The organism is Candidatus Methylobacter favarea (assembly GCF_902806695.1).
Lineage (GTDB): Bacteria > Pseudomonadota > Gammaproteobacteria > Methylococcales > Methylomonadaceae > Methylobacter_B > Methylobacter_B favarea.
Genome location: NZ_CADCXN010000113.1, coordinates 74,928 through 101,843, shown reverse-complemented (window position 1 = coordinate 101,843; position 26,916 = coordinate 74,928). Strand labels below are relative to the sequence as shown.

The window sequence follows — 26,916 nt, the reverse complement described above, 5'->3', positions numbered from 1 at the left end:
GTATATCCGACTCGATGACGCTGGCATAATCGGTATTATGCGGAACCGGCTCCGGATCTGTGAATTCGTTGAAGCGGACGTGTAGGGTGCGCAATGCTTTAACGCTAAAGCGGTACGGTCCTACGGGGTCCCGGTCGGAGAAATAGAGCGTGACCTCGACATGGGCATTTTGAGCATTGCAATTCAGGATGCACATCGCTTCGTGGCTGACTAATTCCCGGCTGCTGCCGGTGCTGTCCGGCGGAATATATCCGTCGGCAATAACCCAGCGTTTGTGACCGATATTCATATTTATCACTCCTGTGTTTAAGCTATTAACTTACTTTGAACTCGCTCCTGCGTAGCGCACCACTGCCATTAAGTTAAGCCAAAACGGTTTATGGTGGAGTGCAGGCTTCGCCTGCCAAAACCCTAGGCTTCATGCCTTCACAGTAGAGCAAGCAAAGCTTGCGCTCCAATATGCCTACTTTAAGTTCATGGCAGTGATTTAGGGGTAAAAAGTAACCGTTCAAAGTATTTGCTACCTCTCGGTATTTTTTAACCTGATGCTATTGCTACGCAATCGCCAGCAAGCCCATAGCCCGGCAGCCAGCAAAGCTAATGTGACTGGCTCCCGGTACAGCGTAAGCCACAGTTGCGCCGTGCCGGGCTTGGCGCATTTATCGAAGCGCCCATGAGCAGCAAAATCGCCTTCTACAGGTTCCCACAGATTATTTGGCTTTGACGGATCGGCCGGCAGCTTGCTTTGTTGGCCTTCATAACCGGTGCGTGCCAAGTAGCGATCAATCAAACCGGGAACGAATTTGTTCGCCCATATCGCTTTCCAGGTCGGCCAGCCGACATAGACTTCGCGGCGCTTGTGACGACTTGCCCAGTAAATGGCCTTGGCCGCCATCTCCGGTTCGAAAATGGGCGGCACCGGCTGCGGCCGCGTCGGCATGTGGTTCTTGCCCCAATCGAACTGCGGCGTATTCAGGGCCGGCATATGCACCATCGTCAGCCTGACTTTGCTGCGGTCGTGCAATAGCTCACTACGCAACGCATCGGTAAAGCCGCGAATCGCGAACTTCGCGCCGCAATAAGGCGACTGTAGCGGAATGGCCCGATAAGCCAGCGCCGACCCGACCTGGATGATGATGCCGTGATTCCTGGCTGTCATGCGCTTGAGCGCGGCCATCGTGCCGTAGACAGTGCCCAGATAAGTGACTTCGGTGGCGCGCTTATAATCTTCTGCAGAAATCTTATGAAATGGCGAATAGATCGTCGCCATCGCGTTATTGATCCAAATATCGATCGGGCCGAATACCGCTTCTATACGCACGGCCGCCGCTTCGACCTGATCCGCATCGGCGACATCCGTTGCCGCTATAACTGCTTCACCGCCTAAATGGCGCACTTCATTTGCGGCTTGTTCTAAGCGAGACTGATCACGGCCGATCAATCCGAGGCGGGCGCCGTTCCTGGCGAATTGTTGCACGGTCGCGCGACCGACGCCGGCACCGGCACCGGTGATAACGACAACCGGCGGTTCCGTGGAACTGGCATTTTTTAAGTTCCGGTAGTTCATGAAGAAACCTCCTGACTTTGTCCACGAAAAGCACGAAAGACACGAAAAATAGCTATTGATCCTTGTTCCCACGGAGTCCGCTCGTTGTTATATATCTCGGCGTAGGCCGGAATAAGCGCGCTGCGTGGAAACGAGGTAAATCAACCCTGCTGATTCTCCTGCAACGCCATCCGGATAACTTCCGCACTATGCAAACTGTGCTGCCCGGTCATTTGCGCGATTTGTTCACGGCAACTGTAACCGTCCGCCACTATCAGGGCATCAGGCGGTGCAGCGCGTACTGCGGGCAGCAAGACCAGCTCGCCTATCTGCTTTGACACTTCATATTTATCTTTTTCGAACCCGAACGAACCGGCCATGCCACAGCAACCTGAATCCAACCATTGGCAATCCAGGCCAAGCTTTCTAAGCACGATTTGTTCATCATCCGTTTTAATAATCGCTTTTTGATGGCAATGCCCGTGCAGTATGGCTTTGCGTTCGAGCTTCGGAAACTTGAAATCCGGCGCTTTCTTTAACAAAAACTCACTGAAGAAATACGTTTGCCGACTCAATTTCTGCGCGGCTTCATCGTTGGGAAACAGATTCACCAGCTCATCGCGAAACACCGCAATACAAGCCGGTTCCAAGCCGACAACCGGAATGCCGCTGTCGATTGCCGGCCGTAAATCGCTAAGAATCTGCTGCAACTGGTGCTTGGCCCGATCCAGCATGCCGAAATCGTATAACGGGCGTCCGCAGCAAATGTGCCGATTGGGGAGGCGCACCTGAAAGCCCGCAGCTTCCAGCACTTCGACCGCAGCTATCGCGGTTTCAGGATGAAAATGGTTGTTGAAAGTGTCCGGCCAAAGAATGACTGGCGGTTTATCTTGATTTTGAGGCGTGCGTTGTCTAAACCAGTGTCGGAATGTTTCCGGCGCAAATTGCGGAATGTTGCGTTGCGGCGCCATGCCGGACACAGACTTCATCAGGTCGCTAAAACCGGGCGTTTTTGCCAGCCAGTTAACCGCTCCCGGCGCATATGAAGCAAGCATGGCCCAGCGGTTAATCCAGCCGAACGCATAAGCCTCGCGAGGACGCCGTTTGCGCTGGTAATAGTGCGACAAAAACTCGGCCTTGTAAGTCGCCATATCGACATTAACCGGGCAATCGCCTTTGCAGCCTTTACAAGCCAGGCACAGATTCAACGCCTCTTTCATTTCCTCGCTTTGCCAGAAATCCTTGATGACTTCGCCGCGCATCGTCTCGAATAATAATCGCGCCCGGCCGCGGGTGGAATGTTGCTCTTCGCGAGTCACCTTGTAACTTGGGCACATGGTCTGGGAATGATGCTGGCGGCAATTGCCGATGCCTACGCAGCGCAGGATGACTCGGCTGAACCGGCCTTTGTCTTTCGGATACTGAAAATGCGTAGCGGGTTGTATCGGTTTGTAATCGGTTCCAAGCCGCAGATTTTCAGTTGGCAGATAAGCATCGACAATCTTGCCGGGATTCATTTTTCCGTCCGGGTCCCAAATCGATTTGAACTCCCGAAACGCCTGCACTAATTCGTCGCCGAACATAAGCGGCAAAAATTCGGCTTTGGATTGGCCGTCGCCATGCTCTCCTGACAACGAGCCGCCGTAACGAACAACCAGATTTGCCGCTTGGTTCAAGAACAAATGAAAGTTGTGGATGCCGTCATTTGTTTCCAGGTCGAAATCGATCCGGGTATGTATACAGCCTTCGCCAAAGTGGCCGTACAGGTCGCAAGCGTAATCAAACTGTTCCAACAGCTTGCGAAAATCGCGCAGATAATCGCCGACTTTATCGGGCGGCACCGCCGCATCTTCCCAACCTTCCCAGGTGATTTTTTTGTTCGGTACATGAGCGGTTGCGCCTAAGCCGGACTCGCGCACTTTCCAGATCATTTTCTCTTGTTTCGGATCGTCGAACAGTTTCATCGTTGGCGGATTGCCTGCTTGCTTTAGCGCTTCCATGCAAGCGGTTGCCAGTGCGTCGGATTCCTTTTTATCCTTGCCGCCGAATTCGGCCAGCAGCCAGCCGCCGCCGTCCGGCAATAGCTGTATATCTTCGGGATGCAGGTTGATGGCTTTCATGTCCGCGACTAAGCGGTCATCGATGCCTTCGAGACCGATAGGCTTATGTTTTAGCACTTCGGGCACATGGTCGCCGGCGCTGAACACATCCGGATAACCGAGCACCAGCAATGAGCGTGACGGCGGGCTGTCGACCAGCCGCAACGTGGCTTCCAGGATCACGACGCAAGTGCCTTCGGTGCCGACCAAAGCGCGGGCGACATTAAAGCCGTTTTCCGGCAACAGTTCATCAAGGTTATAGCCGGATACGCGCCGGGGAATTCTCGGGTAACTGCTTCGGATCCGGTCGGCTTGTTGGTCGCATAATGCTTTCAACCGGGCGTATATTTCGCCGCGCCGTCCGCCTTCGGCGACAATCCGTTCAAACTCTTTTATATCGGTCTGGCCGACTTTCAGGCGGGCGCCGTCGTAGAGCAGTACATCGAGCTCGATGACGTTATCGACGGTTTTACCGCCCATGACCGAATGCACGCCGCAGGAGTTATTACCGATCATGCCGCCGAGGGTGTTATGCGTATGCGTCGACGGATCGGGCGCGAAGGTTAAATGATGTTTTTCCGCGGCATCGCGAAGGTCATCCAGTACGCAGCCGGGCTCGACCCTGGCGGTTTTTTTATCGGGGTCGAGTGCAAGGATGCGATTCAGGTATTTGGACATATCCATGACCACGGCGACATTACAGCACTGCCCCGCTAAACTGGTGCCGCCGCCGCGCGACACAATGGGCGCGCCGTACCGGTTACAGGCGGCGACTGCCGCTATCACATCGTCGACTGTTTTCGGAATGACTACGCCGATAGGCACTTGGCGATAATTGGACGCGTCGGTTGCATAAAGGGCGCGGCTGCCGTTATCGAAACGCACTTCGCCTTGAATATTCCGGCTTAGTTCATTGGCGAGCGCGGCGTCGTCAAGAATGGAGATCGGCATGAACTAAGCCTCCCAAAAATCATGATATTTAAAAGGCCTGAAGCTCATACTTCATACCGCATAACGCAACGCGTCCGCATGCTTGAACTCCAGTCCTAAACCCGGACGGGAAAGATCAGGCTTCAATTCGCCATTTACCGGTTCGAGCGCGCCGTCGAATAGCATTTTCTCTATGCGCATATGGTCGTAAAAATACTCCAGATGACGTACCGGTTGGGCAGCGCAGCAGGGATGAACATGTATCGATGGCGCACAGTGACTGGAAAGCGGCAAATTAAAGGCTTGGCAAAGAGCGGCCGCCTGCATGAAACCGGTAATTCCCGCGCAACGGGTAGCATCGGCTTGCAACACATCGACTGCCCCGGCCTGCAGCATGCGGCGAAAATAAACGCTGTCGTAGCCGTATTCACCGGCGCTGATGTCCATGCCCGGCGGCGCCCGGTCGCGAATCAGCCTTAAACCTTCCAGATCATCGCTGGATACAGGCTCCTCGAACCAGGACACGTCCATTTCGGCAAAGGCCTGCGCCATCGCCAGAGCCTGTTTGCGCGAATAGGCGCCATTGGCATCGACAAAAAGCTCGTTGGCCGGCCCGATCGCTGCGCGCGCGGCGGCGACGCGGGACACATCCTGTTCCGGCTCGCGGCCGATCTTCATTTTGACTCGCGCGATGCCTTGGTCTGTCCAGCCGGCCAGCTGTTCCTGCAAATCCGCAATCGCATAGGAGGTGAAGCCGCCGCTGCCATAAACGGGAACCGAGGTTCGTACCTGCCCCAGCAAGGAAACCAGTGACAAGTCGAGAAGACGGGCCTTCAAATCCCACAACGCGTTGTCAACGGCGGCAATTGCCATCGAACAGATACCCGGCCGACCCAGATTACGAATTTCGGTAACCATGGCCTCCCAGCAGTAGCCCACTGACAGCGCATCGCAACCTACCACAATATCGGCCAGCCTGTCATTGATCAGCCTTGCCGTGGCTGCATCTGCATAGCTGAAGCCTATGCCGGTCGTGCCGGCGGCGCGGGCCTCGACCAGCGCCAGCGTGGTCGCCGTCCACTCCAGCGTGCCGTCGGATTCCGGCGTGGCCGTAGGAATACGAAAGGCTGAACCTTGCAGCTTGTCAATAGGCGGACCGTTGAAGCGGTGACTGTGCGTTCGCCACATTGTCTTCTTTTAAAAGATTTGTTTCATGGAGGCCTTGATAATATCAATGGAGTCAGAATCGCCCTGCAGAACCGCCGAAGCATAGGCCTTCGCCTGCTTGAAAGTGATGTGCGGCGGCAGCGGCGGCACATCAGGGTCGGTATAGGTTTCCAGCACCACCGGCCGTTTGGCGCCAAGCGCCTGATCCCAGGCCTCAGCGAGTTGTTCCGGCTGATCGATGCGTATGCCTTGTAAGCCGATCAGCTCGGCGAGGCGGGCATAGGGGAAATCCGGCAGATCCTGCGAGGCTTTAAACTTCGGATCGCCTTCCATTGCGCGTTGCTCCCATGTCACCTGATTTAAATCCCGATTATTAAGAACCATAATGACCAGACGCGGATCGCTCCAGCGCTGCCAGTATTTGCTGATTGTAATGAGCTCATTGATGCCATTCATTTGCATGGCGCCATCGCCGACCAGCGCAATCGCCACGCGGCCAGGATGCGCGAATTTTGCCGCAATCGCGTAAGGTACGCCCGGTCCCATCGTGGCCAATCCTCCAGACAGCGACGCCATCATGCCTTGGCGGATTTTCAGATCCCGCGCATACCAGTTGGCGGCCGAACCGGAATCGCAAGTAATAATGCAATTATCGGGAAGACGCGCGGACAATTCCCAGAAAACGCGTTGCGGGTTAATAGGGTTGGCTGACTCCATGGCCCGCTCCTCCATTGTTTCCCACCATTTATGGACATTTTTTTCGATGCGGTCGCGCCAGCTGCGATCTTCTTTTTTAGTCAACAACGGCATCAGCAATCTCAGCGTTTCGGCGCTGTCGCCGACCAGATTCACTTCCATTGGATAGCGGATGCTGATCATGCGGCTGTTAATGTCGATTTGCACGCCGCGGGCCTGACCCTCCTGGGGTAAAAATTCGGAATAGGGAAAGCTCGATCCGACCATCAGCAGCGTATCGCAATCCATCATCATGTCATAGCTGGGCTTGGTGCCCAGCAGGCCGATGGAGCCCGTTACAAATGGAATATCATCGGGCACGGCGGCTTTACCCAGCAGTGCCTTGGCAATGCCGGCTCCGAGCAATTCGGCCGCTGCCACTACCTCGTCTGTGGCATGCAGCGCTCCGGCGCCGACCAGCATGGCCACTTTTTCACCTGCGTTAAGCACTTCAGCGGCGCGTCCCAATTCTTCAGCATGGGGTACAGCGCGCGGCATCGCGTACCCGAGCCCTGAAAAAACACTGCCATGCTCGCGAGGCGGTTTTTCGGCCTCCATTTCCTGAATATCGTTAGGAATGATGATGCAGCAGACATTGCGTTCAGCTTGTGCAATGCGCATGGCCCGATCAACCAAATGGCGCATTTGCGCCGGTGTCGAAGCCATCTGTACATATTCATGCGCGACATCTTTAAATAACGAAACAAGGTCGACTTCCTGCTGGTAATTGCCGCCCAGCGAGGCCCGCTTCTGCTGCCCGACGATGGCGACGACCGGCTGATGGTCGAGCTTGGCATCATACAGGCCATTCAGCAAATGAATCGCACCGGGCCCCGAAGTGGCGAGGCATACGCCGACTTCGCCGGTGAATTTGGCGTGCGCGCACGCCATAAAAGCCGCCATCTCCTCATGCCGCACCTGAATGAAGTCGATCTTGCCGTTGGCGCGGTTCAATGCCCCCATAATGCCGTTTATGCCATCGCCCGGATAGCCGAAAATGCGTTTGACGCCCCATTCCGATAAACGCTGCACTAAAAAATCACTGACATTTTTACTCATGACGACTCCTCTTGCTCGAGTTGGCAGTCTGAATGTCCACAGAAGCATATGTCGCCGTCCACCTGCTCCTCGCCATCAACGCTGCAGTATTCATTGCCAGACTGCACTTTGCAGCGGCAGCCCGGCTGAGCACAATAAGTTTCATGTCCCTGATGACGGCATTGCTTGCTGTTGATGACATATTAGCCTCCCAAAAAATTCCCGGTAATTAAAAGCAGATATCCTGATTGCAAAGCCGCCGAGGCATATCCTGGGCGATGATGGGCTTGCCAGGCCAGAAGTGAGCCAAAAAATGAAAAATGACGCCTGAAATCACGACTTGCTCTTTAAATCAACTCTTATGATTCTCAGGCCAAGTTCGGGGTATTGCAGGCAATAATTATTTTTTAACTTCTTATAGTGGAAAGTTCTTTTAAGTTATGTACGCCAGCTAACTTAATTGACTATTTTTCAGTTGCTGGAAGAAGAAAGTAATTGAGCACGCGTCTATTATAGGGAGATGGGGGGTCAAGAAAGTCGGCTTTATCCTGAAGAATAAAAAGCCTGTTACTCCATGAGCCAGGCGCGGCGCCCTGATTAAAAGGCACAGGATAGGGTCGATTGAAGTGATGAGGCGCCGGTGAAAACTCTGGTTGAAAAGAACGCGGGGCCGCACAAGCCCAGGCATTTACGCTGCCGGCTTTGGAAAAATATAAAAATATGCGGCTGCTCAACAAGGCTATTGCAGACTATCGCCAGCCGGATTTAGCCGCTGCCGGAAGGTCAAGTCTGCTGAGATTGTCTTGAGGGAAAGCAGACTTAAGCAGGCATGAAGCTGCTAAACAATGGGCATACTTAATCAAAAGGCGCTGTTCAAAATATATAATTACAGAGCCAAGCTGCAGCTGTCTTTTTAACTCCACTTATGCTATAAAACGGGGAAGTTTAATATATCCGCCACTGCAAGGAACTGTAATAATGTCTGCCGTTTATGCTGAAGCCCTGGCCGTTAATCAACGTCTTGCTCTACTCGGACTAAAGGAAAGTCTGCTGCAGGAAGCAATGACGCAGGGTTATCTGGCCCGGGCCCGGCTGACGGCAAATCATCCGCGTATTTTCCATGGCACGTCAACCTGGGCGGAAACAGTCGCTTCTCTCCGCGAGCTATTGAAGCCCGAGGGCTGGCAGAAATCGGACCTGGGCAACTACGAGCTCACTATTAACGCCACCCATGAAATAGCCATACAAGTAGTGACCGGCGATGAGGGCACCGGCCTTGCCCAGGCCCTGCCGTCGAATAAATGTCCAAAAGGCAGGAATACCATCGAAGCGATCATCAATAACCATCAGCTTGATATGTTTGAAGAGTTAATCCCGCTGCCTTGCCGCGGAATAAAAAATCTTTCCACCTGGATTCTGCTTTACCGCATTACCGCAGAAGAAATTCGCTGCGAGCTGTCTTTGCCGTCCGTGGTCAGTGAAGAGGGCAAGATAAGAGGCTGGAAGGAGCGCATCTTATTGCGGCCCTTGTATCGGGGTGACAAACCCTTCGAAGTGCGCATCTCTCAAAATCCGGAAATTGATATTCCGATCCAACGCAAAGTCCGGTAAGTCCTCATGTTCAACGCCACACGTTTTGCCCTGGCCCGGAAGCGGCGCGGCTTTACCAGGAAAGCGCTGGCCCAAATAATAGCAGTGAGCGAAAAATCGGTTGCCGCTTATGAAAAAGGCGTCCAGGCCCCGGACCGGCAGACCCTGAACCGCATCGCCGCAGCGCTTAACTTTCCGGCCGGCTTTTTTTCAGGTGATGATATCGAGGAGTTGTCGCCCGACAGCGCCAGTTTCAGGGCCCTTGGCAAAATGACAGCAAAGCAGCGGAATATGGCGCTTGCTGTTGGCAATATCGCGCTGATGCTGAATGAATGGATTGAACAGCGTTTTGATTTGCCCCAGCCGGATCTGCCTGATCTTGGCCGTGAACAGGAATGTTCAGGCTCAGGATCGGAGCGGAGTCCGGAAGCGGCTGCCGAAGCCCTGCGTTATCATTGGCGCATGGGCGAGCTGCCGGTCAAGAACATGATCTATTTGCTCGAATCCAGAGGCGTCCGGGTGTTTTCGCTGGCGATTGAGGCTAAAGAAGTGGATGCCTTTTCGCTGTGGCAGGGCGGCAAGCCTTTGGTATTCCTGAACACGCTAAAATCGGCTGAACACTGCCGGTTTGATGCCGCCCACGAACTGGGGCATCTGGTGCTTCACCGCCATGGCGAACCGCAAGGACAACATATCGAGCGCGAAGCCAATGCATTCGCCTCGGCCTTTCTGATGCCAAGGCGCAGCATTCTCGCTCATGCGCCGAAACTGCCGACTCTGCCCCACCTGATTGCGCATAAAAGCTATTGGACCGTTTCGGTAGCGGCCCTTAATTACCGGCTGCATGCCCTGGGTCTGACTACCGACTGGATGTATCGCACGCTGTGTATTCAGCTTTCCGAGGCCGGCTACCGGAGCAGGGAGCCTGAAAGCGCTCCTCACGAAATGTCGCAGGTGCTGGCCAAGGTATTTTCAGCACTTCGCGAGGACGGCCTCAGCAAACATGACGTTGCCAGGGAGTTGCAGGTAGATCCGGCCGAGATTGAACAGGTGACCTTCGGCCTGATGCTGAGCGCGGTCAGCAGCACACAGCCGCTTATCAGTCTTAACCGCAGCAAGCCTGTCCATCTGCATGTGGTCAAATAGCCGCGCCATAAAAGCGCTGTCCCCTAAAGGTTCAGGCCGGCTTCCAGTTATTAGCCGCCTTGAATAAGGAACGAGTTATTATCGTATCCTCGGGATCTTCGAAAAGCTCGATCTGAAAAGACTTGATGCACCACAGGCTCAAAAGATTTCTGAACAGCTCGGGTAAGCCTGGGAAGGCATGAACAGGCCTTTTTATCGATGAGGTCTGGCTTGATCGCCTGTTTTATCTTTCCAGGATCCAAAAGACATCATACATTTAACTTCAGGACATGTTATCAATACCGGGTTAAATAACGTGTATTTTCATGTATCCCAAAATAAAACTGACACGGTTATTCATTTATGAAAATTGCCATTATCGGAACCGGGCGCGTGGGCTCCAGTATTGCTTACGCCCTCGTTCTCAAACAGTCTTGCGGCCATCTTATTATCGCCGGCCGCAGCCTGGAAAAAGCCAGGGGTGACGCCCTGGATCTGCAACACACCATGTCTTTTTGCTCGCGGCCCATGCGCATCGAAGCCTGCGCCAATCAGCAAGTAAGCGATGCCGATATTATTGTGATTACGGCATCGGTTGCTACCGAAGGTCAGATTTTTACCTCGCGTCTGCAATTGGGCGATAAAAATATAGCCATGTTCAGGGAATTGATTCCCATGCTGGCCGCCAGCAACCCGAATGCCATTCTGGTTATTGTTACCAATCCCGTGGATGTAATGACTTATGCCGCCGCCAAATTATCCGGCTTCTTACCGTCTCGGGTAATGGGTGTCGGAACCTTGGTCGATTCCGCCCGGTTTCGCGCCTTGCTGTCGCATGAAGAACATATTCATCCGGATGATTTGCGCACTTACATTCTCGGCGAGCACGGTCCCAACCAGCTTCCAATACTGAGCAGCGCCGAAGCGGGCGGAGAACTTATTCGCGATACGCCCCGTCACCGGGAGCTATTCACTCAGGTTATCGAAGCCGGATTTGAGGTTTACCGGCTCAAGGGCTATACCAATCATGCTATCGCCACAGCCGCGAGCATGGTCATTGAAGCCGTGATTTTCGACGAATACCGCACCATGCCGCTGGCGACCCGGTTCGATGACTGGATGGGTATTCGGGACAACTGCTTCAGTATTCCCGTAGTGGTAGGCCGAAGCGGCATTATTCGTCATTTGCATCCTGAAATGAATGCCGATGAGCTGCAAAGCCTGCAAACGGCTGCGGCGGCCGTTAAACGCGGGATTGTATCGCTCATACCCGATCTGGTGGGTTAATTCTTGAGCAAAATCAATTAATAATCGAAAAATACCTCATCCGGACCGTGCCGACCTGTTATTTCCTTGGGATAAGCTGGCTACATTTACCGGCATTCCTCAATCTGTGCTCCCGGCGATTGAGCGTGAGCACATAAACTCGGCTGCAAAACGTGCAAAATTCTAGCAAAAGCGCTTAAATATTTTTTTGCGTTCTTAATTTTTTTCTGGATGGAAAATTGAAATTGTCGTCTAATAGGATTTGAAACGGTGGGCTGACATGAAGCTGTTATTTTCGGTTTTTCATAGGCGGCCTGGGTAGCAGGATGTTGGCAATAACATTCCAGCGACACCTCTTTATTACAATCGAAATTTATAAATATTACAGGAGAATCAACATGGCACTCCGAATCAATGACGAAGCACCAAATTTCACGGCCAATACAACTCAAGGCGTAATAAATTTTCATGAGTGGATCGGCGATGGCTGGGCGATACTGTTTTCCCACCCCAAAGACTTTACGCCGGTATGCACAACAGAATTGGGCTACATGGCAAAACTGGAGCCTGAATTTAAAAAACGAAACTGCAAAATTATCGGCTTAAGCGTAGACCCGGTCGACAATCACTCAAAATGGGCCAAGGATATTGAAGAAACACAAGGGTGTGCGGTTAACTATCCCATAATTGGCGATAGCGACTTGGCCGTAGCAAAGCTGTACAACATGCTGCCCGCTGAAGAAGCCGGCACCTCGGATGGCCGAACAGCGGCCACTAATGCAACCGTGCGTTCTGTGTTTATTATCGGCCCGGACAAAAAAATCAAGCTGATGCTTACCTATCCGATGACCACAGGCCGCAACTTTGATGAAATCCTGCGGGTGCTGGATTCAATGCAGTTAACTGCCAAACACAAGGTCGCAACGCCGGTCAACTGGAAAGAAGGCGAGGACGTCATCATCGTGCCCTCGGTAACCGATGAGGAGGCCAAAGGAATATATCCGGAAGGCTGGAAAACGCTTAAGCCTTATCTGCGCCTGGTAAAGCAGCCTCGTTGAAAAGGGAATGCCAACGGTGATTGCTAAATTATGTGCGGCGCCTTGCGCGTAGCTCTGACCTCGCATGCCAATTCAAGCGGGGTAGGTTTGGCTTGAGATATAAACAGCAACGTTTAAAAGCCTTGCCTACCCCATACCCTTGCGCTGCCCAACAGACAGGGGTTGCATCCTTTCCATAGTCCGGTTTGGGCATTACGAAAGGCAGAATATTCAGCTTTCCGCGGATACGGGGCGTCCGATGCCCGTAAAGCAGAGCTTCCAATCCTCACTATTATTCTAATGCTGACCTTCTGAAACTACTTGATGAGGCTTGTCGATTTTAGAGTAACCCCTGTGTGTCAGATCAAATTGCGTTATGATCGGTAAAAATCAATTCTGCCAGCAACCCTTTTGAGGAAAAAACAACACTTAAAAATATAGATAAAATTGTTCTAGTTTCTCCTAGTAGCGACCAGAAATGTCGCTTGTCTCTATATACTGATTTCTGTCATCAACCACAATCATTCCGGAATCAGTCATGACTCACAACTACCTCCCCGATTTTATGCGCCTTGTACATACCACACGGCAAAGCAGCGAAGAGCGCAATCAATATGCAGCCTATCAGCGTCTGGCGGCTGTTTACCTGTTGCGGCTTGCTTTGGGTTTACAAAAAAGCTTGAAACTAGGCCATATACGCAATTTTTTTGATGATGATCTTGGCAGAATTACCGGATTGGATGAATTTAATAGTCTTGGCGATCACGAGTTTAACCCCCATGATTTGAGCAGCTACGAAAATTTGCCGTTAATAGATAGAGCCAGCAGGCCAGCGTTATTGAGATACATGCGGCGCCAGTTGACCAAGCTGCTGAGTGAAGGTATAGCGGCGTCGGAAGCGCTGTTCGGAAATATACGCTTGCTGAGCACGGCCTTAAAACTCAGTATGGCCGAAAACGAGATATTGGTGCTGCGTTTGCTGATGCCCTTGCTGGAAGTGTTCCGGGATACAGTGACTGATTATTGCGTCACCTGCAGCATGCCATCCACCGTCGATTACTTGCGCTTGATGACAACCCGACCTGCCAGGGAAATCCGGAAAGCCCTGCAACCTGGCAGCCAATTGCTGCAAATGGGCTGGTTAAAAATCCATCCCGGCCTGGTCGACCTGGAGAATAAACTGATACTTGACGATGGTTTGCTGGACATTCTGCTACGCGAACACGACAGTGCAGAAGCGTTGTGCGCTAATTTTTTTAAACCCGCCGGCCGCACCCAACTGGTCATTGAGGATTATGCCCATTTGCAAAATGACCTGGAGGTATTGCAGCCTTACCTGCGCACAGCGCTTGATGAAAAACAGAGGGGCGTCAATATACTGATCTACGGGCCTCCCGGCGTCGGCAAAACCCAGTTTGCCAAGCTGTTGGCGCAAACCCTGAATACTCCTCTTTACGAAGTATTATGCGCCGATCAGGAAGGTAATGTTTTGCGCGGCAGCGCCCGCTTTGCCGCCTGCAATCTCAGCCAGAAAATGCTGAGCAAAAGACAAGCAAGTCTGCTGCTGTTCGATGAGGCGGAAGACGTCTTTCCGCCCCGTTACAGCTTCTTTTTCGACGATGACGAAGATGATGAGCCATCCAGCGGACAAGGCGATAAAGCCTGGATCAATCAGCAGCTGGAAAATAATCCGGTGCCGGTGATCTGGATCAGCAACCGTACCCAGGGTATGGATAAAGCCTATTTGCGCCGATTTAGCTACTCGGTCGAAATCGACAAAATGCCTGCTTCGATTAGACGGCGTATCGTGAATAAATACAGCAAAGGCTTGAAGGTGGATGACGTCTGGCGCGAAAAGCTGATCAGCCAAGCGCAGCTGACACCGGCGCAAATCGAACAAGCCTGTTCAATCGCTAAAGCCGCGCAAAAACGGGCGACCATTAAAACCGAGCAGATTGCCGAGCGGGTGCTGGAAGCCAGCATGCGCTTGCTCAAGCAAAAAAGCAGCCTGTCAAAAACCCCGGCCTGGACCCGATACGACCGAACCTTTACCAATACCGATATGGATTTGGAACTGCTGTTAACCGGCCTTCAACAAAACCCGCGCGGCAGCTTCTGTTTTTACGGAGCCCCCGGCACCGGCAAAACCGCCTTAGCCCGGCATATCGCTGAAACTCTCGGCGTGCAGTTGCATGTCAACCGCGCCTCCGACCTGCTCGACAAGTATGTGGGCGGCAGCGAAAAAAACATTGCCCGCCTGTTTGCCGATGCGCAAAAACAGGGCGGCATTCTGTTGCTGGACGAAGCCGACAGCCTATTGTGCGAGCGCAGTCGTGCCGGTCACTCCTGGGAAATTACCCAGGTCAACGAAATGCTCACCCAGATGGAAATCTTCTCCGGCATTTTCATCTGCACCACCAACCTGATGGACAAGCTGGATGCGGCTTCCTTGCGCCGTTTCGATTTCAAGGTGAAATTCGATTACCTGAGGCCCGAGCAGCGCTGGGCCTTGTTCCAGCAGGAAAGCCAACGCCTGGGCGGCAGACTGCCGGTAAATTCGGAGGCGTTGGCTATGCTAAAACAACAGCTTCATCGCCTGACCAAACTCACGCCCGGCGACTTTGCCGTGGTCAGCCGGCAAGCAGCGGTGCTGGGCAAAACGCCGGAACCGGAAAGGATAATTGCCGTGCTGGAGCAGGAGTGTAAAGCCAAGGGCGAAACGTTATCGCAGATTGGTTTTGTAATCTAGTTGCAGTTGACTACGCTTTATTAAAAGCAAATTTAGATTTAGAGGATAAGGCGGGGCTTAATGTCGATCAAGTCCCGCCCGTCCCTCCTACCTTAATCTTATCAACTTATCGGACAGACTTTATCTGATAATTAATTATTCAACTATCAAAGGAAAATAAAGACATGCTTACATTTCCAGTTAAACCTGCGTATAAATTCGCCAAAGAAAAAAACCTTGAAGCTGAGGCAACAAAAATTCACAAAATGCCAATTACATGGGATAGGTCAATTAAGACTAGTGTTAAAAGAGGGAACCTTGCGTATCTATTTCGAAAAAATAACCTTCTTGATGAGTTCATTGAAAAACATTGGCAAGAAGGACGTGAAGAGAGCGGAATAAAAAATCTTAAATTTATTGAAAAGATCAGGGAAGATTACGAAGATTTTTTGGTTAATGGGGAAGACGATCCGGATGAAGATGAGCAAAACGATCAAAGCGGCCAAGCTATTGAAATAATGGATAAAATAATGGAGAATCATCTAAGGGATTTTCTTAGCAATAATAATCTGGATAAAATTGAGCCAGGTTTAAAGCTTTATAATCGCGATGGAATTAGTGGGCGAGAGTTTCAAATCGATGGTGGAAGAATAGACATATTGGCAATTGATAGGAACAATAAACCGGTAGTGATTGAATTGAAAGTTTCTCGTGGAAAGGAGAGAGTCCTTGGTCAAATTGTTTGTTACATGGGTTGGGTCGACAGTAACCTAAAAATGGGTCGATGCAGAGGAATCGTTATTGCAAATGAAATATCCCCTGCATTGCAGCGCGGAGCATCCAGGGTGCCTGAGCTACAGCTTATGCAGTACAAAATGTCGTTTTCAGTTGAGCCAGTGGCAATTATATAAACTCATAGTAAGAGTTCGTTTGCATGCTTAACTTAACTCATAAGGTGGTTCCGCCTCAGCAGCCTAGGGAGGCAACGCTTTACCCCTAGATTGATGATGAACCTATGGGCAAGCGATAAAGCTGTTTGTACCTCATGTCTTTTCCAATTCCAATACCTGATTCAATTTACAGTGGACAAATTATGGCGAATAAAGCAATACTAATTTTAGAAGCTGTTTGGAAACTCCGAAGCCAGGCCAGATGGGGCAAGGCTTTGGGGTTTTCTAATTGCTAAATTGATGTTTATGGTCAGATGCCACGCCAGACGTGGTCTGGTTTAATAATTTCCAAACAGTCTCTTAGAAAATATTTGGTGGAATTTAGATGAGCAAAACGGAAATCAGGCATCTGTATTACCTTTCTTTGAAGGGCTGTCACGCTTGAATGAAGAAGTTCAGGTTTACTACATGAACTTTAACGATGCAAAAAGTTTTGAAAAATCCTTAGATCACTTGCTGACAGCTCAACAAGATCGATTATTTATTTACGTTGCATCTCATGGCTATGGAAAGCGTTTAGGAAATATAAACTTCTCGAGGATAAGCGATATTATAGGTAATGCCGTGGAACAGAATAAAGGCAGAAGGGTTGAGGGAGTAATTTTTGGCGCGTGTGAGATTGGCGGAACTTGCAATGACCGATCTCTTGAGATGCTCCACTGGAGGACCAATATAGTTTGGGTACTGGCGTATAGAAATATTATGGACTGGATGCCCAGTACGCTGATAGATCTTAACTTTATGAATAGTATGATGCAACTGGATGTGGAAAGCTTATGCAAACGCGATGAGCTTATTGTTTGTGCAGCCTCTGCTTTAACACTATTTAATCCTGTTAATAAAATAGGTTCGAGCAGAGTCGCGTATGGAAACAATACTTCCTCCGACATTGATGTTAAGGATGCGATTCGTTTTTTGGTAAAACCTCATGGTAGAGGTCAAGTTTTTCAGGACAACAGTCCAAAATTAATTAGCAAGGCGTATTTACCAATAGAATTCGATGAGTAAGTAGATTAGAACTTATAGGATGGTTACTCATCCACGAACCACCATTTAATAATGTATTAAAAACCAATCTATTCTTAGCCACTGCATTCTAAACACCTTATCATCCATGATCCAAGACTCCCGCTGGAAACAACGCTTTGCCAATTATCAAAACGCGCTTGCGCAGTTAACAAAATTTATCGATAAAGGCGAGCTTAACGAGCTGGAAGAGCAGGGCTTGATTCAGGCGTTTGAGTATACGCATGAGTTGGCATGGAATGTCTTGCGCGATTATTTGCTGGAAAAGGGTCATCAAAATATTCACGGCTCGAAGGATGCAACCCGGGCGGCGTTCAAGCTGGAATTAATCCGGGACGGCGATAGCTGGATGGATATGATTCGCGATCGCAACCGCACCAGCCATACCTATAATCAGGAAACAGCGGATTCGATCGCCGCTAACATAAAGCAGCGCTTTTTCGGATTGTTTGTCGAGCTGCGAGACACCCTGCGGAATTTGCCGAATGATGACGATTGACACAGCTTCAGCGAATGACCGGTTCGGATTAAAACCGCACACAATCAGCGCCATTCAGAAGGTGTTTGCCCGGCACCCGGAGATCAGGCAAGCCGTTTTGTATGGCTCGCGGGCAAAGGGTACATACCGCCCCGGCTCTGATATTGATCTGACGCTGTTCGGCGATGCCTTAACCTATACCCGGCTTGACCGGATTGAAACAGAAATAGACGATTTACTGCTGCCTTACACGGTGGATTTATCACTGCACGCGCAAATTGATAATACCGATTTATTGGATCATATCCAGCGTGTCGGGCAGGTGTTTTATCAACGTGATGAGTTCGAGGCAACTTAAATACCAACCCTGGCGCTTATCTCATCAATGAACACCCTCCTCCGCTACTTCCAAATGCTGCTCTTAATCCCGAGAGCGCCGGGCAGCATTTCCACGCCCGATTTGCTGAAAAAGCTGCGGGATAAAGGCTACCAAATGGATATCCGAACAGTGCAGCGGGATTTGAATAAACTGTCCGCCTCCGGTTTGTTTCCATTTACCAGTTCCGAAGGTTCCAAACCCTTATGCTGGTTCTGGCCGAAGCATGCGCCGCGCTTGCAATTACCCTTGATGACGGCGGATGAGGCGCTGACTTTCAAGCTGGTTGAGCAGTTTTTAAAGCATTTATTGCCGCACTCCGTTAAAGACCAGTTGGCCGCTTACTTCACTTTGGCCGACCGTACTTTAAAAGCCACGCCTTTGGCGAACTGGGCTGATAAGGTGCGCATTATTTCCAACACCCAAACCTTATTACCGGCCAGGATTGATGACGCCGTACTGACGGTGGTTTACGAGGCGCTTTTGAAAAGCCGCCGCTTCACAGCTACCTATCGGCCCCGCAAGGATGAACTCAAAACCTACGAAGTTAATCCTTTGGGCCTGATATTTAAAGGAAGCTCCGTATATTTGGCGGCCACGCTGCGGGATTATCACGATATTAAACAGCTGGCCATGCACCGGTTTTCGGAAGCCGCGTTAATCGATAAGGCAACCACTGTACCCAGCGGTTTTTCATTAGATCGTTATATTGCCGAAGGTGAGTTCGACTATCCACTCATTCCCGGGCAATCAATGCAACTCACCCTTAAAATCAATGACCGGGTAAAAAAGCATTTGTCCGAAACGCCGTTGAGCGTTGATCAGCAGGTTACCCGGATTGACGAGTCATCTTTTCAACTGCAAGCCACGGTAAAAGACACGTTGCAACTGCGCTGGTGGCTGCGCAGTTTTGCCGCTGATGTTGAGGTTCTGGAACCCCTGTCTTTGCGTGAGGAATTTGTCGCGGCAGCGCGCGCCTTAAATTTATTGTATTGCTCGTGATGTGAAGGCTTGGCTTTTGGAGTCCAGCCGATTATCTCATCAGAGTATGAAGCCGTGTTTACGGGTTCTCAATCATTCGCCTGAGTCTTATCTTTCTTGATAAAGGCCTATCAAGCCTTCAGCATTAGTCAATTGCCGATCTTTTGTTCCGCTTTAAGCGCCAAAGTAAATAAGCCGGGATCACCAGGCCTGGGTAAATTATCTGTCCAGAAAGTTGCTTATGGAATAGGCTGATAATTTAATTAAATTCCATAATAGCCAAGTCACCGCTAAGGGCATGCGTCATGGAAACGGTAAGTTGGGAGTTTGTTAAATGCAGCTTTCTTGCTGTAAATACCGCTTTTTTCTCGTTGTAGACTTTGGCTGGTTGCCTTTCCTTACAGTTGCCGTTATCGTAGGTGCACGGGCTTTAATTACGTTTTCTGTTGCAGTTTTAGCGCTGTTTGTTTCAAGAATAATTAAGGTCTTCATGAGTCAACCCTATCATAACTTTGCGAAAGATCTCAGTTAAATCAAAAAGGCTTAAACTCATAATTAATGATCAGGATTTTCATAAGCCTTGTTTTTATTTTATTACTCCCCGTTGCAAATGCCTTGGATGCTGTATCAATTAATGCCGGAGTAATAAATTTCAAAAACTGGAAACTGGCAGGCGTGAACATAGCCTTGACCGATTTAACCCAAAGCCCGCAAAAACTGGCTTTAACCATCGATCAACTCAGTTTGCCGAAACCTTTTAATGATCTGAAGCTGGTCAATATCCGCTGTACTGCCTTTAGCTGGCGCAACGAGGAATTATTGTGCAGACAGGGCAGGGCGAAGATTCATTCAAAGCGCTGGCAGTCGCCATCGTTTAATTTCTCATTTTTAATAAGCCAGAACCGCACTTCACTCAAGCTGACCGGTTTGCAACTGGCCGGCGGTACATTTGCCGTTGACGGCGATGAGCAGGGCAATCAGTGGCGGTTGCAGGTTAATGCCAAGGCTGTGGACGGCAGGTTAATCCGGAAACTGTTGCAGCTAAAATCCTTTGACCCTACAGGGGGCAAAATCAGTTTTAAGCTGGATGCGTCCGGCAGTCAGACATTCTTAAAGACATTTTCACTGAATGCCCGGCTTGACGGCCTGACCGTGCAGACAAAAGACGGCCGCTTTGCTACGGAGTCATTAACGCTGAAAACACATGTGAATGCTCAAAACCATAAAAATGGATGGCGCTGGCAAAATCAGTCCAGCCTGATCGAGGGCGCGCTTTATATCGAGCCGCTTTATCTTGACGCCGGCAAACAAAGTATAAGTTGGGATGCGCAGGGCAGGTGGGATGAAGCCAGCAAACGAATTGAAATCCAGTCGGCAAATTATAGCCATTCTCTGGCTGCTGATTTAAGCGGCAATGGGATTGTCAGTTATAAGGATGGCGTAAACATAGAAAAAGCCGATTTGTCGCTGCGCAGCGAAGATCTGCAGCTATTGTCTTCAGTTTATCTGAAGCCGTTCTTTGAGCAGACTGCCTGGGAAGGTGTTTCACTGGCGGGTAATTTGCAAGCTGATTTTTCTATTGTCCAACAATCGCTAACCGCTTTGTCGGCGGCAGTCAGTAACCTTGAAATTAAAGATGCCGCAGGCCGCGCCGGAGTCAGGGGCGGTGTGGGCACGATTAACTGGTCTGTCGATGAGTCATTTGATAAACCGTCAGATTTGTCCTGGCAGCAACTGAATGTCCGCAATTTGCCTATAGGGCCGGCCAGACTTTTATTTCTGAGCAAGGCAAACAGTTTCAAGGTTCTTGAAAAAACCAGGCTGCCTTTTCTGGGCGGGACAATCGCCATTAATCAATTTAGTTTGCAGGCAAAAAAACAGCAAGAGCCCGAGATTTACTTCGACGGCAATATGAGCAATGTGTCGCTGGAGCAGTTGTCCAGGGCTTTAAACTGGACGCCGCTGTCGGGAACCATTAGCGGCGCTATTCCCGGCGTGACTTACCGGGACAAAACCTTGCGTCTGGGCGGGGAGCTGATCATAAAAGTTTTTGATGGTGCAGTTAAGATCAGCAATCTTGCTGCATCAGGATTATTTACTGATATTTCAAGATTTCACAGCGATGTGGAAATTGACAATCTGGATCTCGAGCAATTAACCGGCAAGTTTAAATTTGGCAGCATTACCGGCAAGCTGTCAGGATTTGTCAGGGAATTAACCTTGGAAAACTGGCGGCCGCTCAGTTTTTTCGCCTGGCTGGGAACGCCGGATGACGATGATTCGACTCACAGGATCAGCCAAAAAGCGGTAAAAAGCATTGCCAGCATCGGCGGCGGAGGCGCTGCCGGCGTATTGTCCCGAAGTTTCTTAAGCCTGTTTGAAACCTTCGGCTACGGCAAACTCGGCCTGGGCTGTTATTTGCATGACGGTGTCTGTCAATTAATGGGTGTAGAAGCAACCGGTTCGGGTTATGCCATTATTACCGGCGGCGGTCTGCCGAGAATTAATGTAATCGGCTATAATCCCCAGGTCGACTGGGACGTATTGATGGAGCGCTTAAGCCGCATTACGGCATCAGACGAAGTAATCATAGAATAATTGAGAAAGATTATGAAAAGACTATCCGCATTTGGCTTATTAGTGTTGACGGCCTGCGTCACGATTAATATTTACTTTCCTGCCGCCGCTGCTGAAAAAGCGGCCGATGAAATCATCAAAGACATCCAGAGCGTTACACCGCCGCAGTCCGAGCCTGAAAAAACTGTGCCCAAGCCGGAGTCAAGTTTGCCTGACTGGCAGGCGGCTGCTTTTCACTGGCTGGATATTGCCGCCAATGCCGTTATTTCGCCTGCCCAGGCTGCGGCTGATTTAGCTATCGACAGTGCAGAAATCAGGCAGATACGCGCGGCAATGGAAAGCCGTTTTTCAGCGCTGCAACCTTTGTACGCCAGCGGTGTAATCGGCATCCAGGCCGACGGCTTTTTAGCGGTCAGAGATCCTTCCAGCGTACCGCTTCAGGACAGAAACAAGATCAATAAACTGGTGGCCGCAGAAAATGCAGACCGGCAAAAGCTTTATCAGGCCATTGCCAATGCTAACGGGCATCCTGAATGGGCCGCACAAATCAAAGCCACTTTCGCGGCCCGCTGGATAAGCAATGCCAAGCCGGGCTGGTGGTATCAGGCGGCTGGAAGCTGGAAGCAAAAATAGGCATGACGCGCAAACGATCAAGAAAGAAACAGCTGCCTGAAACGCCGGTTAAAGCCACGATAGAATCCTTGGCCCATGACGGGCGCGGTGTGGCTCATGTAGACGGCAAAGCGGTATTTATAGATGCGGCGCTGCCCGGCGAAGACGTGGAATTTATTTATACCGAAAGCCGCCGCGATTATGCCGAAGGCAAAGTCGTCAAGCTGCTAAGCCGGGCCGATGACAGGGCCGATGCCCAATGCGCGCATTACGGCGTATGCGGGGGCTGCAGTTTTCAGCATGTCGAGTCATCTGCGCAAATCAGAATCAAGCAGGACTTGCTTAAAGAGCAATTCAGGCGCATCGGCAAGGTTGAAATTCCTGAGCTTTGGCAGCCGCTGGAAGGCCCGCACTGGGGTTATCGCCGCAAGGCCCGGATGGGCGTTAAATATGTCGCTAAAAAAAACCGGGTGCTGGTGGGTTTCCGGGAACGGCGGCATCCTTATTTAGCTGAAATAGACAGTTGTATCGTGATGCACCCGATCGTGGGCGCCAAGCTGACGGCGTTATCAGAAATGATCGGCCACTTAAGCATCCGCGATAAAATTCCGCAGATAGAAGCGGCGATCGGGGATGAGCAGTGCGTGCTGGCTATTCGTGTGCTGGAGCCGCCGACCGCTGCCGACCAGGAACGCATGAAAAATTTTGCCAAAGACCATAACATTACCCTGTGCCTGCAAGCCAAAGGGCCGGATTCCATCGTGCCGCTGGAGGGCGAGCCGGAAGTTATACCGACCTATGCGCTGCCGGATCAAAACATAGAATTCAAATTCAGGCCCGCCATGTTTACGCAGGTTAATTATGAAATCAACCGGCAAATGATCAACCGGGTTTTGAATGCCTTCAACCTGAATAAAAACGATACTGTGCTGGATCTGTTTTGCGGTCTGGGCAATTTTACTTTGCCAATGGCGAAATTTGCCGGTCGCGTGGTGGGCGTCGAAGGCGATCAGCCGCTGATCAATCATGCCAAGGAAAATGCGCGCCATAACAGCATAACCAATGTTGAATTTTATGCCGCGGATTTGAGCAAGGATATCAGCGACCAGACCTGGGCAAAGCAAAAATATAACAAAATCATGCTGGATCCTTCCAGGGCAGGGGCCTCGGAAGTTTTGCATTATTTTAAAAAATGGAATCCAGGGCAGATTCTCTATGTGTCCTGCAATCCCTCAACGCTCGCCCGCGATGCCGGTATTCTGGTCAATGAACTGGGCTATAAATTGATCAAAGCCGGCGTGATGGATATGTTTCCGCAAACGGGGCATGTAGAGTCGATTGCTTTGTTTGAAAAATAAAAATGTGATTTATTGCTTAGGGCGGTTTCGCGACAGCAAACCGCCAATCAACGCACAATATCAAAAACAATCGGAAATTGGACATAAGAACCGCTTGGAAAAGTCTGAGTGGGGAATCAGGATCAAGACTCCGATTATGGCGGATTGCCTAACGGTGAATCCACCCTACAGCTTTACAGCCCTCCGGTTCATAGTATTTTGTTCAACCCGCGTAGGTCCGATTAGCGCAGCGTAATCGGACGCATATCATTCATAGCCATCCACCACGGAATTGACATCACCGCACCAATCAAGTGGGTAAACACCTTTGGCGACATAGCGATGAAAAGTCGAATAAGGCCAATCCGCCACACGTTTGACGCGTCCATGTTTCAAGGGATTTACATGAACATAATCGACATGACGTTGATAATTGGAGTCGTCGCGGATGAAATGCTCCCAGTAATGCCGCTGCCATATGCCTCGTTCTCCGGCTGCTTTTCGTACGTCAGACCGTCGCTCGGTTTAGGTAACGCACGTGAAAACCCGCTTTTAATCAATCGCCATCGCATGCTGAAATCGCTATCGCCGGGTGGCAAGGTTAACACGCAATGCAAATGTTCCGGCAAAACGACCCAAGCGTCGATTTGAAAAGGGTGGCGTTCGCGGACCCGTCTCACTATTTCGCGCAGCAAACTGATCTCGCGAATAAGCAGACCGTTGTGATGTCGCCGTAGCAGGTTTACCGTAAAGAACCAAGTTCCTCCTGGGATGAATGCGCGTCTATAGTTTGGCATACCCCTTTCCTGTTTTGGAAAACCGCGATGATAACGCTTGTCTCAACAACATGCGTCCGATTACGCTGCGCTAATCGGACCTACGCGGGCTTAAACGAAGCCGCCAAACCTTGATAAAAAACTGAATTTCAAAACCGCCAACGGGCGGCGCGTCCCTTTGACCGACTTGTTAGGCTCCGCGATTTAACCAATGCCTAATTACCAGCAACCAAAAAGATTTGTTGTGCCCGAATGCGGGATAAGAATCACAACGTCTTTTTATTGGCTCGAAATTGTTTTTGAATTTGACTGCCAAGAAATATCAATTGTCCGATGCTGGCGCATACAGTCCCGAAGATATAAATTGATGAGACTTTGATAAGGTACACCAGTCCCTTCAGCCATTTCTTTGAAATAATCGACCACATCCTCGCCCAACCGGATAGTAACCGATTTCTTAAGTTTGGAAGCATAGGGGTTTTTTCGCGATTTCATTTGGGAGAGATCATATTCTGCTTTCATGGTACGTTACCTTTGTAATGGCTACATTCGCGTTTAGTTGCTTTGCGGGCCGATATTATCCTGATTGTATTACCTGATTCGCGCTCGCAGTGGCAGACAAGAAGTATTCTGGATTCACAACTAAAGCCAAGCATCAAAAAGCGGTGTTCCTCTTCCGAATGCCCATCATCATAAAATTGCACTGCAAATTCGTCATAGAAAACAGACTTGGCTTCTTCGAAAGAAACGCCGTGTTTTTTCTGATTGCTGGCAGCCTTTGTTGTCTCCCATTCAAACTTAATCATGGCTACATTGTATGTACAAAGGCTAGTATGTCAAGCAATGCCTAACGACCAAGCTCACCGGCGGCAATGGAGCGCAGCGGAATTGCCGTCCGGTGCAGCGCCTTGTTATGCCGACCCCTAAGTCAAGCATGCTTAGAACGCATCGCCTTCAGATGCTTGAAGTTCTTGTCTTTCGCTAGCGTGGCGTACTCCTTGGATTCGATAGAGAAGATGGCAATGCGCCCTTCAGCGTCACTGTGGACACCCCAACCGTAGCGCTTAGCCAGAGGAGATGAGCGAAAGCATGGTTGGCCCTTGGCAAAGAACTCCTCCCGGATACGAGCATAATTCTTCCTGGCAATATTGTTTCGGATTGCGTGAACCTGGAACAACACGTCGTCTGAGGTGTACTTGTAAGGATTGCCATTGAGTAACTCGAACTGCATACTCGCGACAGTTGGCGCCTCGCCTTTGCGAGGAGGAACCTCGGCAACCTTGACGGGGCAGTCCTCCGCCACTTCGATGAACGTGTTGTAGTAGTTGGTCGTTTTCATTATCGATGCATCCTCCCGACCATACTTGCGGCATAACTATAATTAGCCATCCTAATAGACGCAAAATATTGCGTCACTCGTTTGTCTAAATATTTAAAAAAACGCGAAATGAACTATATTTCATACCCCTGTCATCTTTTATCACATCCTAAATCAAATGCAATACCCATCAGCAAATTTACCTAACCAAGAACCTAAGTTGCTCGATCAAGTCAGGGCAAAAATCCGCTTGAAGCATTACAGCATCCGTACCGAGCAGGCGTATACAGACTGGATAAAGCGCTTCATTCTATATTTTGGCAAGAAACATCCGCGTGACATGGGGGCAGCTGAAGTGGAACAGTATTTAACTCATTTGGCCGTTAACGGCAAAGTCGCTGCATCCACGCAAAATCAGGCCAGGTGCGCCTTGCTATTTCTCTATAAGGAGGTGTTGGCAATAGAGTTGCCGTGGCTGGATAACGTGGAACAGGCCAAGACGCCCAAGCGTTTGCCGGTAGTGTTAAATCGCGATGAGATACAAGCGATTTTATCGCGGCTGTCCGGTACGCATTGGCTGATTGTGAGTTTGCTGTATGGAACAGGGATGCGAATTATGGAAGGTTTACGCTTGCGGGTGCAGGATGTCGATATTAAACGGCGTGAGATTTTAATTCGTGACGGCAAAGGTTTTAAGGATCGGCTGACGATGTTGCCGATGTCGTTGGTAGCGCCTTTACAGGCGCATTTGGTTAAAGTGCGGGAGTTGCATGAAAATGATTTGGCGCAGGGTTTGGGGACGGTGTATAGGCCTTATGCGTTGGAGCGTAAATAGCCGAATGCGGCAAAAGCATGGATTTGGCAGTACCTGTTTCCTGCGGCAAAATTATCGGCTGATCCGCGTAGTGGAGCGGTACGCCGTCATCATGTGCAGGAACAGGCCATGCCGCGGGCGGTCAAACAGGCCGTGCGCGATGCGGATTTGACAAAAGCGGCGACGCCGCATACCTTTCGGCATTCGTTCGCGACACACTTACTGGAAAGCGGTTACGATATTCGCACGGTTCAGGAGTTGCTCGGTCCTGCGGATGTTAGCACGACAATGATTTATACCCATGTATTGAATAAGGGCTGTAAAGGTGTGACCAGTCCATTGGATCAGTTGGTATGATTTTTGTTTACCACGATAGTGTGCGGTACGCATCGGTTACCACAATAAAACGT

General features: G+C 50.3%; 22 protein-coding genes and 2 pseudogenes. 15 read left to right on the top strand and 9 right to left on the bottom strand.

Translation table 11 applies throughout. From position 1 onward, the window contains the following. The 5 genes from HUX64_RS17660 to HUX64_RS17640 form a co-directional block, all read right to left on the bottom strand. On the bottom strand, positions 1 to 289 hold a 289-nt coding region (locus HUX64_RS17660; RefSeq protein ID WP_174627518.1), incomplete at its 3' end, for a sensory rhodopsin transducer. A gap of 231 nt (positions 290 to 520) precedes the next feature. Beyond that, positions 521 to 1,567, bottom strand: a complete 1,047-nt coding sequence (locus tag HUX64_RS17655; protein ID WP_174627517.1) for an SDR family oxidoreductase — start codon at positions 1,565 to 1,567, stop codon at positions 521 to 523. Positions 1,568 to 1,707: 140 nt separating this feature from the next. Next, a complete protein-coding gene (locus HUX64_RS17650) occupies positions 1,708 to 4,596 on the bottom strand; it encodes an FAD-binding and (Fe-S)-binding domain-containing protein (protein WP_174627516.1) in 2,889 nt (962 codons plus the stop codon). Positions 4,597 to 4,647: 51 nt separating this feature from the next. Next, positions 4,648 to 5,763, bottom strand: coding sequence for an enolase C-terminal domain-like protein (locus tag HUX64_RS17645; protein ID WP_174627515.1), 1,116 nt, complete (start codon positions 5,761 to 5,763; stop codon positions 4,648 to 4,650). A 9-nt stretch (positions 5,764 to 5,772) separates the two neighbouring features. Continuing rightward, the gene (locus HUX64_RS17640; protein WP_174627514.1) at positions 5,773 to 7,536 is read right to left on the bottom strand and encodes a thiamine pyrophosphate-requiring protein; all 1,764 of its coding nucleotides are present in this window, start codon (positions 7,534 to 7,536) and stop codon (positions 5,773 to 5,775) included. A gap of 32 nt (positions 7,537 to 7,568) precedes the next feature. Here HUX64_RS17640 and HUX64_RS17635 point away from each other — a divergent pair, with 32 nt between their 5' ends. From HUX64_RS17635 to rlmD, 14 genes are all read left to right on the top strand, one after another. Continuing rightward, entirely contained in the window at positions 7,569 to 7,748 is a 180-nt protein-coding gene (locus tag HUX64_RS17635; protein ID WP_174627513.1) for a hypothetical protein, read from the top strand. Between the two features lie 745 nt (positions 7,749 to 8,493). Continuing rightward, on the top strand, positions 8,494 to 9,126 hold the full coding sequence (locus tag HUX64_RS17630) for a hypothetical protein (RefSeq protein ID WP_246247110.1): 633 nt from the start codon (positions 8,494 to 8,496) through the stop codon (positions 9,124 to 9,126). 6 nt (positions 9,127 to 9,132) lie between these two features. Then, positions 9,133 to 10,251, top strand: a complete 1,119-nt coding sequence (locus HUX64_RS17625; protein WP_174627512.1) for a helix-turn-helix domain-containing protein — start codon at positions 9,133 to 9,135, stop codon at positions 10,249 to 10,251. A 342-nt stretch (positions 10,252 to 10,593) separates the two neighbouring features. Continuing rightward, the gene (locus tag HUX64_RS17620; RefSeq protein ID WP_174627511.1) at positions 10,594 to 11,517 is read left to right on the top strand and encodes a malate dehydrogenase; all 924 of its coding nucleotides are present in this window, start codon (positions 10,594 to 10,596) and stop codon (positions 11,515 to 11,517) included. Positions 11,518 to 11,894: 377 nt separating this feature from the next. Continuing rightward, positions 11,895 to 12,554, top strand: a complete 660-nt coding sequence (locus HUX64_RS17615; RefSeq protein WP_174627510.1) for a peroxiredoxin — start codon at positions 11,895 to 11,897, stop codon at positions 12,552 to 12,554. Between the two features lie 517 nt (positions 12,555 to 13,071). Then, positions 13,072 to 15,282 (top strand): AAA family ATPase, encoded by a 2,211-nt coding sequence (locus tag HUX64_RS17610; RefSeq protein WP_174627509.1) that lies wholly within the window; start codon positions 13,072 to 13,074, stop codon positions 15,280 to 15,282. Between the two features lie 164 nt (positions 15,283 to 15,446). Then, positions 15,447 to 16,172, top strand: a complete 726-nt coding sequence (locus HUX64_RS17605) for an endonuclease NucS domain-containing protein (protein WP_174627508.1) — start codon at positions 15,447 to 15,449, stop codon at positions 16,170 to 16,172. A 420-nt stretch (positions 16,173 to 16,592) separates the two neighbouring features. Then, positions 16,593 to 17,219: a hypothetical protein gene (locus HUX64_RS17600; protein WP_174627507.1), complete on the top strand. Its 627-nt coding sequence runs from the start codon at positions 16,593 to 16,595 to the stop codon at positions 17,217 to 17,219. A 106-nt stretch (positions 17,220 to 17,325) separates the two neighbouring features. Then, positions 17,326 to 17,736 carry a nucleotidyltransferase substrate binding protein gene (locus HUX64_RS17595; RefSeq protein WP_174627506.1) on the top strand — a complete coding sequence of 137 codons (411 nt, stop codon included), beginning with the start codon at positions 17,326 to 17,328 and terminating at the stop codon, positions 17,734 to 17,736. Next, entirely contained in the window at positions 17,723 to 18,073 is a 351-nt protein-coding gene (locus tag HUX64_RS17590; RefSeq protein WP_246247109.1) for a nucleotidyltransferase domain-containing protein, read from the top strand. Before HUX64_RS17595 ends, HUX64_RS17590 begins: the two co-directional genes overlap by 14 nt. 27 nt (positions 18,074 to 18,100) lie before the next feature. Beyond that, positions 18,101 to 19,093, top strand: a complete 993-nt coding sequence (locus HUX64_RS17585) for a helix-turn-helix transcriptional regulator (protein WP_174627505.1) — start codon at positions 18,101 to 18,103, stop codon at positions 19,091 to 19,093. Between the two features lie 594 nt (positions 19,094 to 19,687). Beyond that, the gene (locus HUX64_RS17580; RefSeq protein ID WP_246247108.1) at positions 19,688 to 21,670 is read left to right on the top strand and encodes a YdbH domain-containing protein; all 1,983 of its coding nucleotides are present in this window, start codon (positions 19,688 to 19,690) and stop codon (positions 21,668 to 21,670) included. Positions 21,671 to 21,682: 12 nt separating this feature from the next. Continuing rightward, positions 21,683 to 22,282, top strand: coding sequence for a YdbL family probable chaperone protein (locus HUX64_RS17575; RefSeq protein ID WP_174627503.1), 600 nt, complete (start codon positions 21,683 to 21,685; stop codon positions 22,280 to 22,282). 2 nt (positions 22,283 to 22,284) lie between these two features. Beyond that, complete coding sequence (gene rlmD / locus HUX64_RS17570; protein ID WP_174627522.1) at positions 22,285 to 23,619, top strand: 23S rRNA (uracil(1939)-C(5))-methyltransferase RlmD; 1,335 nt, start codon at positions 22,285 to 22,287, stop codon at positions 23,617 to 23,619. Between the two features lie 246 nt (positions 23,620 to 23,865). Here the strand turns inward: rlmD and HUX64_RS17565 are convergent. From HUX64_RS17565 to HUX64_RS17550, 4 genes and pseudogenes are all read right to left on the bottom strand, one after another. Next, positions 23,866 to 24,395: pseudogene (locus HUX64_RS17565) on the bottom strand (REP-associated tyrosine transposase). A 258-nt stretch (positions 24,396 to 24,653) separates the two neighbouring features. After that, on the bottom strand, positions 24,654 to 24,896 hold the full coding sequence (locus tag HUX64_RS17560) for a BrnA antitoxin family protein (RefSeq protein WP_174627502.1): 243 nt from the start codon (positions 24,894 to 24,896) through the stop codon (positions 24,654 to 24,656). Next, complete coding sequence (locus HUX64_RS17555) at positions 24,893 to 25,180, bottom strand: BrnT family toxin (protein ID WP_174627501.1); 288 nt, start codon at positions 25,178 to 25,180, stop codon at positions 24,893 to 24,895. Before HUX64_RS17555 ends, HUX64_RS17560 begins: the two co-directional genes overlap by 4 nt. Before the next feature lie 122 nt (positions 25,181 to 25,302). Continuing rightward, positions 25,303 to 25,713 (bottom strand): DUF6157 family protein, encoded by a 411-nt coding sequence (locus HUX64_RS17550; protein ID WP_174627500.1) that lies wholly within the window; start codon positions 25,711 to 25,713, stop codon positions 25,303 to 25,305. 157 nt (positions 25,714 to 25,870) lie between these two features. Here HUX64_RS17550 and HUX64_RS17545 point away from each other — a divergent pair. Then, positions 25,871 to 26,863 (top strand): annotated as a pseudogene (locus tag HUX64_RS17545) (integron integrase). Positions 26,864 to 26,916 lie beyond the last annotated feature (53 nt).